Origin of the sequence: Cytobacillus sp. IB215316 (assembly GCF_033963865.1) — a bacterium.
Lineage (GTDB): Bacteria > Bacillota > Bacilli > Bacillales > SM2101 > Nanhaiella > Nanhaiella sioensis.
Map to the genome: position 1 here is coordinate 1 of NZ_JAXBMC010000034.1, position 8,321 is coordinate 8,321.

At 32.6% G+C, this 8,321-nt stretch carries 9 protein-coding genes and 1 pseudogene; all 10 read right to left on the minus strand.

Annotated features, from left to right (window positions below):
* Nucleotides 1–145 precede the first annotated feature (145 nt).
* The 10 genes and pseudogenes from SLH48_RS21890 to SLH48_RS21930 all read right to left on the minus strand — a co-directional run bounded on the left by SLH48_RS21890 (nucleotide 146) and on the right by SLH48_RS21930 (nucleotide 7,899).
* Entirely contained in the window at nucleotides 146–712 is a 567-nt protein-coding gene (locus SLH48_RS21890) for a DUF2812 domain-containing protein (RefSeq protein WP_320259856.1), read from the minus strand.
* Nucleotides 699–1,016, minus strand: a complete 318-nt coding sequence (locus SLH48_RS21895; RefSeq protein ID WP_320259857.1) for a PadR family transcriptional regulator — start codon at nucleotides 1,014–1,016, stop codon at nucleotides 699–701. Before SLH48_RS21895 ends, SLH48_RS21890 begins: the two co-directional genes overlap by 14 nt.
* A 331-nt stretch (nucleotides 1,017–1,347) precedes the next feature.
* A complete protein-coding gene (locus tag SLH48_RS21900; protein ID WP_320259858.1) occupies nucleotides 1,348–2,574 on the minus strand; it encodes a serine hydrolase domain-containing protein in 1,227 nt (408 codons plus the stop codon).
* A 286-nt stretch (nucleotides 2,575–2,860) separates the two neighbouring features.
* Complete coding sequence (locus SLH48_RS21905; RefSeq protein WP_320259863.1) at nucleotides 2,861–3,574, minus strand: DUF4097 family beta strand repeat-containing protein; 714 nt, start codon at nucleotides 3,572–3,574, stop codon at nucleotides 2,861–2,863.
* Entirely contained in the window at nucleotides 3,571–3,768 is a 198-nt protein-coding gene (locus SLH48_RS21910) for a hypothetical protein (RefSeq protein ID WP_320259859.1), read from the minus strand. Before SLH48_RS21910 ends, SLH48_RS21905 begins: the two co-directional genes overlap by 4 nt.
* 553 nt (nucleotides 3,769–4,321) lie before the next feature.
* Complete coding sequence (locus SLH48_RS21915; RefSeq protein ID WP_320259860.1) at nucleotides 4,322–4,885, minus strand: hypothetical protein; 564 nt, start codon at nucleotides 4,883–4,885, stop codon at nucleotides 4,322–4,324.
* Nucleotides 4,886–5,409: 524 nt separating this feature from the next.
* Nucleotides 5,410–5,928: a hypothetical protein gene (locus tag SLH48_RS21920; protein WP_320259861.1), complete on the minus strand. Its 519-nt coding sequence runs from the start codon at nucleotides 5,926–5,928 to the stop codon at nucleotides 5,410–5,412.
* A 269-nt stretch (nucleotides 5,929–6,197) separates the two neighbouring features.
* Nucleotides 6,198–6,581, minus strand: a pseudogene (locus tag SLH48_RS21925) (GNAT family N-acetyltransferase).
* 565 nt (nucleotides 6,582–7,146) lie between these two features.
* The gene (locus tag SLH48_RS22595) at nucleotides 7,147–7,386 is read right to left on the minus strand and encodes an undecaprenyl phosphate translocase family protein (RefSeq protein WP_413785460.1); all 240 of its coding nucleotides are present in this window, start codon (nucleotides 7,384–7,386) and stop codon (nucleotides 7,147–7,149) included.
* Nucleotides 7,387–7,509: 123 nt separating this feature from the next.
* Nucleotides 7,510–7,899: a hypothetical protein gene (locus SLH48_RS21930; RefSeq protein ID WP_320259862.1), complete on the minus strand. Its 390-nt coding sequence runs from the start codon at nucleotides 7,897–7,899 to the stop codon at nucleotides 7,510–7,512.
* Between the last annotated feature and the right edge of the window lie 422 nt (nucleotides 7,900–8,321).

Sequence of the window (8,321 nt, forward strand, 5' to 3'; positions counted from 1 at the left end):
ATATTGAAGCTTATTTGTCATGTCCATTTTATTATATCACCTTTAACCTAGTATGATTTCTTAGAAAGTATTGACTTATATTAGCTGGTATTGTTGAAGACTATAACAATAGCAACAAAGTTTACGAAACTAAAACCCTCTTTTATTAGATTTCTTTTAACTTTGAATACTTTCTATAAGCTTTATAGAAACTTCTTCCTATAAATACAACCATAAGTGCTGGAAGAAATCTAAAAAGGACAAATGGAGTCTCAAATAAAAATGCTTTCCAAAATAATGTACCTTTCATACTCCAAAGACCTTCAGTTAAATATACTCCCGAGTCATTGTTCATATAAGTAAAAGCCAATAACAGCATACCCAACACAAATGAATAACCCATCAATCTTTTATAATAATTACTCTTTGATTGGCGATCCGAGAAGATTTCATTATGATCATCATCTTCTTTTTGCCAATATCGAATTCCACCAATCCAGGAGCCATTTATATAAAACCAACCGAAGTCTTCATATATCCCTTTGTAATCTTCGAACTTTTTCTTTGATAAATTTTTTTGATAATCCAGTCGCATCACATATCTCTTATCGGTTTTTTCGAAAGTATATATTCCTAATCTACTAACATTTGTACATCGATAGCCTTTCTGTAATTGCTCGTTTAGCCATTCCTCCTCTTTTTCAATATCAAAAAACACTTTACACTTTTTCATTCGATTCACTTCCTTCATATAGGGATAAAATATGCAATAACCTGTTTTGTTCCATTTCTAAAATGGTGCTTCCTTCCGCAGTTATCATATAAACTTTTTTTCGACCTGACTCTTTAATAGGTTCAATCCACCCATGCTTATTCAAATTTTCAATCGCACCGTATAATGTACCAGCTGCTAAAATAACGGTTCCATTGCTCATTTCCTCGATTTTTTGCATAACAGCATAGCCATGAAGTGGTTCGCGCAGAGCTAATAAAATATAGTGCATCGTTTCAGACAATGGTAATAATTGATGTTTCATATCTTACCTCCATTCAGTTCAACTATATAGTTTGACTTTATAATAATATATTACAGTCCAACTGAATAGTCAACAAAAGTTAATTGAAGGAACATACTGTGCAAACCTCAATCTAAAAAAAGTCGATTTCCTCAACATAGGAAAATCGACTTTTTTTAAGTAGTCTTATTCAATTAAATACCCCATAAGTGAATAAGACGCTAACCTTTAACAGATTTGCGCCATATTGTGGAATAACATTTTCGTGAAGTCCAATAGTAAGATAAGCTAATCTTACTATTGGACTCACTTGTTATTGTGTTTAATAAAAAAGTGGAACCTCTACCTACTTTTAATCGTCACCATTCGCCTTTAACAATTCTTCTAAGTTATTTGTTAAGGTATCCAAAATCCCCCCAACTAAGGATTCATTATTGCTTAAGATAATAATGACAAGTTCTGTATCAAGCTCGCGGTAAATATGGGATATAAACCCTGGTACAGATCCTGAATGTTCAACAGAATCTCCTTTTGTAAACCACCCATAACCATATTCAATGATTGAGGTCTTAGTATAAGGAGAATACATCTTGTCTATTGTCTCTTTTTTTAACAATTCTTCAGAATATAATGCTCTATTCCATGTTTTTAAATCATTTATAGTTGAATACAAACCTCCAGCTGAATGATAGTGAAAATACTCAGCTTGAACAGGATAAAACTTATTTTCTGAATTGTTTTTTTTATACCAGCCAATAGCTTTATTTTGTTGATTATCCCAGTCAATACTATAACCCGAATTCAACATCCCTAAAGGTTCAAAAATGTTTTCCTCTAAAAAGGTTTCGTATGGATCACCCGAGGTTAGTTCTATAATCAATCCTAGTACTAAATAATTCGAATTACTATATTCATATCTTTCACCTGGTTTAAAGTTAAGAGGAATGTCTTTATATATAGCAATGGATTCTTCTGGGGTTAACAACGGAGAAATATTAGACATATTATTATTTTCAGAACTCTCAAGAAATTCATCTATATTCCTGATAAAATGTGGATGGTCAGTATTTACAATTCCAGATGACATCGATAATAGATGATGAATCGTAATCTCTTCCCATTGAGTTGCTTCAGGAATGTAATCTGTAACTTGATGATCAAGCTCAAGTAACCCTTTTTCTTCTAGTATTAATATTGCTGCTGCAGTAAATTGTTTAGTCAAAGACCCTATAAGAAATTTTGTATCTAATGTATTTGGAACATCTTGGTCATAGTTAGCCATACCAGATGTTTTAGAGAATATTTCTTCATCATCCATACCTACATATACAGCGCCCGAAAAATCATAGTATTCTTCGTAGCGAGTTACAGCTTTATCCAATTTGCTATATAAATCCAAGTTGTTTAAATTTTGACTTACACCTCGTACTTGATTTTGTGTAGTATTTTCTACTGTTGTTTCTTCAGAAAGGTGTAATTTTTCTAATAATTCATTTCCTTTTTTTGTAGAGTTCTCTGTAGAACATGCGCTTAGAACAAATGAAAAACTAATGAACATAATAAACAAGCTTTTTTTCATACGAATCAACCCTTTTACTTTCTTAATGATACATGCATTAATTAAGCTTCTTTCAGAGACGTGATGTATTTAATACGGATTATTATCCTGAAGGTTTCAATTTATTTCTAAATACATGAGGGGCATTTCAACATACAACAGAAATACCTCATTCAGGGCGATTTAGATTTACTTCTTGAAAACCAACAAAAAGAATCATTTGGAAAGTAACCTGTGTAAGTACAAAAAACAGGTCACTAGAAAGGTAAGCTGTTTTATTGAAACAATTGTCGACTCTTCATCCCATTTAACGTAGGTTGAAATTACCAGATATAATATCTACAATTAATTCATGATCGCCAGACCCAATGGTACCGATAATTCGGTCATTAGATTTTTCTTCATAGCTGACACCATCTAATTTAACTGACCCATTACCTGAAGTAGCCTTAAAATTTATATAAAGTGAGGACGGGGCTTTTACGTATTCAATATTTACATTTCCACTTGAAGCATTAGCAGATATATTACCAGAAGATTCCTCATTGTTTAAAGTAATATTCCCAGATGAACTATGTGCAGTTACATTACCTACTACATTTGTTAAATACATGTTACCAGATGCTACTTCAAACGATGAAGTAATTGCTTCCTGATCATCTACTGTTATATTACCCGATGCTGTTGATGTGGAAACTTTATCGGCTTGCACGTCTTTCGTTTTAATATTTCCTGATGCAGTATTTACTGTTATTGATTCATATATCTTTGTAGGTAAGGATACTGAAACAGTAATATCCACGATAGATACACCAATATTAGAAACCGTATTTTGGTTTAGAAATTCTACCTTTAACAAATCATTTTGTTCTTCTACTTCTAGTTTAAATTTATCTTTCAGCTTTGCACTAACTTTACCATTCAGCTCAATGATAAACCTATTATCGGCAGAAGGCTGAAGCTCAATATCACTTGATGTGAAGTCAATTTCTAATTTATTGATCTCTTCATTTTTGACTATTTTTTTTCATGTAAATCTACAGTATAAGATATAAAGCTACTTTCTATTTTTTTGATCTCTATATTTTTATCTACTTTTTTTTCATGTGAACCTACAGTATTAAATTTAAAGTCACCTGTCGCATTTATTACTACAGCAATACTAATTACCCCTATAAGTAACACAGCAAGTAATCCAACCAACAGCTTTTTCATGTTTTATCTCCTCCAGTCATTACTAATCAACTCTTTCTTTGAATAATCCAGCTCCCCCTAATCTTCATATTTATTGATTGATTAATCAATCAAATTATAGCATGGATTTTTTTCAAAATAAAGAAATCTTTGTAAAATTTCAATTGTTGTTTTTAGGATATAAAATATGGGTCCGATTTGGACGTTCCCGTTACTTACTTTTTCAATATAGCGCCATATTGTTGAATATTCTTAAAGGTAGATAATTAGAAAACACAACTCAACTTGTGTTTAATAACACCTCATGTTGCAAAAACTTTTTATGCAAGAAATTCGGGAAATAATTAAATTCCCCCTCTTCAAAACCTTTATAATTTAACAATATATAAAATCATGTAGATTCGATAATATTTCAATTCTAGAAAACACTTTTATATCAACGTTTGCAAAAGTGTGCCGGTTCCTATAGTTACGATTATGTAAACTTGAATTGAATAGAATATTCATCAATATACAAAGATTCAAAAGCACATAAAGTAGGAATAGATGGACTACTCCTACTTATTCTGTTTTTTTACGGGACTGTATAAAGAATGGTGGCTGCAACACCAGCAGTTAGTGTTTGGTTTGTATCGGTGGCAGTGATTCTTACAGCTAATAGGTCACATTGGGAAACAGATAAATTACCCTGTTCGACGCCACAACAATTTGTTTGACCTGGACTTGGGCCTGTTACCGTTGCTACAAAATTTGAACCAGATATTGTGGAACCACAAGTACTATTTGCAATAATCTCACACATTACAGACTGATTAACTGCTATGTTATTTAGTCGGGTACTAAAAATCAAATCTGTAATGGTTGCATCCTGTGGTATGACCACATTATTCTCTTGGAAAGTACCTGAGGTACCCAACCCAACAAAATTTTCACCAACTGTTGCAAGATCTACTGTTTGAGCTGCTAAATGGATCTCCCTTACTTCCGGTCCTGGTTCTCCTGTTGCTCCTGTTGCTCCTTGAGGTCCTTGCATCCCCATTGGTCCTGCTGGCCCCTGTGGTCCAGGTTTTCCAGGAGGTCCCTGTGGCCCCGGTGGTGGTAGTGGAATAACTCTACATTTACAATCTTTTTCTTTCATTATTATTTTCACCTTCTATATTTTTTTTTACTTTATATTATGAATATTTGTTATAGAAGGTTGGACTAAAATATATAACGTGACTAAAATGCGCAAATGTCTATATTAATTGTGCATATTACCACAAGTTCCGACAGTTGCTATTACGTCAGGTTTCCCTTTCGGATAAGCTGAGTGATGATAGGTTTTAAGATTGTAAATTTTAACCTACGCTGTTTATATCCAGCGATTTTCTATCTGCCCTTATGGACGAACAACATATTGGGTATTGTGTCTACTAAAATGTCTAAGGTTATGAATTCATACAATAGATAAATAAAAAAACTTCTTATTCCACAATCATGACCCAAATCATAAATACAGGCGCATCTCTCAGAGAAATTTGCCATATTGTGGAAGACTCCAATTTTAATAACCTTAAAATAGAATAATAACAGTCTTCAAGAAAAGACCTCGTTACTTAAAGAAAACCTATTTAAAAATACTTATACTTAAAGGGTCGACAAATCCACCATTTCAGTTAATTATGTGTATCTAATTATTTGGAGGATTGTATTATTATATTCTGCTCCGTCAATAATTCCAATTAATGAAATTCTATCATTTGGCGTTGTACTTTGATATAGACATGATTTTGATGCTGGAATGATAAAACCACTCGAATTACATTGAGTAATTGAGCTAGATTCAACAATAACGCCGCTATTACTACTTCTAGCAGTATATTGCATCGATCCTCCATCATCCTGTGTGAAGACAGAATTAATACCATAAGTTATTTGATAAAAACCTAGCGCTGGAAGGAGTATATCATTTGGATTATTATCAAGGGTAAAACCTTCACAATCACCAGGCATTCCGAATTGAATTTCGCTATTACTAAAATTTTCTCCTGGTGGAGAGAATATTTCACAAAATCCTAACGCACTACCAGGCATGCCTGGATTTCCCATTGGCCCCCGTGGCCCCTGTTTCCCTGGTGGTCCCTGTGGTCCTTGAGGTGGTGTTGGAACTACCTTACACTTACAATCTTTATCTTTCATAAAAATTTCACCTTCTATAATTGTTTTTGCTTTATATGTATGGTTATTTGCTATAGAAGGTTGGACTAACATATATAACTTGATTTAAATGTGCGAATGTCTATGTTAATAAAGTCTGGGGGAGCTAAGCTAAAGTAAACTGAAAAGTATATTGTTGATTATGTAAAATGTGACATTTTTGAAGAACTAGAACTAATCGACTCATTAATTGTCCAGAAATAATAAGGGACGCTTATCTGTATTTCAGATTTGCGCCATAGTGCTGAAGATCATCTTTCCAAGTTCTTTATAAATCTATAACCAGTTATTTCATAGCCGAGAAGTTTATATAGTTCGTGTGCCTGTACTCTCTCTTCACTTATTCCACTAAAGAGATATATAAAATTAGCTCCTCTTTTAATTGACCATTCTTCTACATGTTTAACCAAGGATTTAGCAATACCTTGACTGCGCTATTCTTTTTTCGTAACCAGCGCTGTTATTTGAATCTTAATTTTGTTACTTGTGTAAGTTGTATGACTGGTTATTCCAATCATACCAACAAGAACTTTTTCTTTTTCTGCAACAAAGGTGTAGCAATTCGGATTAGAGTCGACACGTTCCATTCTTACTTTCATATCATCTAATAAACTAGAATGTCCCCAATCAGCCATCAAACTTGTGAATTGTTCTAAATCATTAGATTCATATTCTCTTATATCCACTAAGAAACCACCTTCTTCCCCGATATTATATCTTCTCTTCCATGATTCTCTTATTCAAGATTGGCGCCATATTGTTGAATAACAATTCTCAGGTTGGACATTAGTTAAAAACACTAATAAATCATTATGCTTCATAAAAGTAATATTTTAGATTTAAGGGCTGGCTCATCTTTTTTGTATACTTAGTCAACCTTTTCCTTCATAACTCGGACTATTGCAACTATACTAGAACTTGCAAGAAGAAGGACAGTTATGGAGGTAATATTCATTCCAACTTGCCTGACAAATATGTTTTGATAAAGCATATAGCAACAAATTAAAACAATGAATACATTGAAAGTTATATATAGTTTATTATTCATAGATGTGTTTCCTCCAAATTCTAATATCTATTTATAAGTATAAATTAAAGTTGTCTAATTTTAATAGTACTCCCTTTGAAGCTAAGTATCACTTTTGTTTCCAACTACAAAAGCTTAACCGTCGGGATACAATCTATCTTTCTTCTCCAAACTTAATTGCTATAAATATACCAATAAAAAAAGAAAACACTTAATAAGATATTGTTAATAGTTAATGTAATCCCTGGATAAAATACGAACAGTGACCCACTGATTCCTGGGAGTAATAAAGCCACATTTGCTAAAGCTCCTGCTAAAAACAAAATCATAGTGGACTGAGAAGTTAATGATTCGAATAAAAGCCTATCTTCAGTTGGTTTGAAAAACTTCAAACTAATAAGCACAATGTCCATTGAGGTTACCAAATTGAGCAATATCCCTCAAAACATAAAGAAAGACGCTCTCAGTGTTATTACTGAACAGCGCCAGATTGTTGAAAAAATTCAGGTTGTCTATTAGTCAGAATTACTAATCCATTATTCAACAACTAGTTGAGATCTCATTTCCTTGTGTCCGGGGTCACCACAAAATGTTAAACAACGGATTTCATACGTACCTGGTTCTAAGTTAATTGTAGCACTGTCACCATCCATTACTTTTGCAATAATGTTATCCTTATCATCATACGGTCTTAATTTGACCCCATGAACACCTGCAGTATCTTCATAATTAAACGTTACATCCACATTCGCAGGGATCGTATATGTTTCTTGATCAAATTCCCAATTTGAACCACTAACAGTTAATTCATGACTTTCTTTTTGGTCAGAAGAAGCAGAACCTTCATCGTTAGTTGTTCCACATGCTGATAAAACAAAAATAGATATCATTATAGCTGTTATCTTAATTAGATATTTTTTCATCATTAGAAACCTCCAATGTTAGTAATATTCACTTAGTCTCATACAGTTTACACTATGAAAATGAAAATAAATATGAATTGGGATGGATGTACACAATAATTTCACTTTTTAAAAATAAGCGCTGACTATTAAGGTTTTTTGCAATTGAAGTAATCACAATGTTCGAAATTTAAATTTTTGTATTTTCTCATAAAGAAAGGCGCATACCTCTTAGATATGCGCCATTTCGTATTATAAGATTCGCAAATTACCTGGTGCCCATTCTTAATAGACTTATCCTTAAGGTACTCAGGATCGCCTTTACTATATTCTTGCGCCATATTGTTGAACAATATTGTCATGTAGTCTTAGAACTATTCGACTCATTAATCAATATGTTTATTTGTTGTATGACAATATCTTTCCAATTAATAGTGAAATGTGAT